This is a genomic window from Parvimonas sp. D2, from assembly GCF_035282635.1.
GTDB lineage: Bacteria > Bacillota > Clostridia > Tissierellales > Peptoniphilaceae > Parvimonas.
Genome location: NZ_JAYKBO010000092.1, coordinates 1 through 243, shown reverse-complemented (window position 1 = coordinate 243; position 243 = coordinate 1). Strand labels below are relative to the sequence as shown.

Annotated in this window: 1 protein-coding gene; it reads left to right on the top strand. The window is 44.0% G+C overall.

Annotated elements, in window-relative coordinates; translation table 11 throughout:
• Positions 1–243 (top strand): aminotransferase class III-fold pyridoxal phosphate-dependent enzyme (locus VJI77_RS07695; protein WP_323989012.1); only part of this gene is annotated, 243 nt, incomplete at both ends.

Sequence of the window (243 nt, the reverse complement as noted above, 5' to 3'; positions counted from 1 at the left end):
AAATGCTTTCAGGCCTTTGCTGCCCGATATTTTTCACTACGATTATGATGATGATGAAGTTATTGCTGCTATTGATTCTTCTGTTGCCTGTGTAATACTGGAAACAGTGCAGGCCGAAAGCGGTATTAAAGCCCCGCGAAAGAATTGGCTGCAGGCCATTCGTAAGAAATGTGATGAACATTGTGTGTTACTGGTATTCGATGAAATTCAGGCAGCATTTGGCAGAACCGGTACCCTATGGGC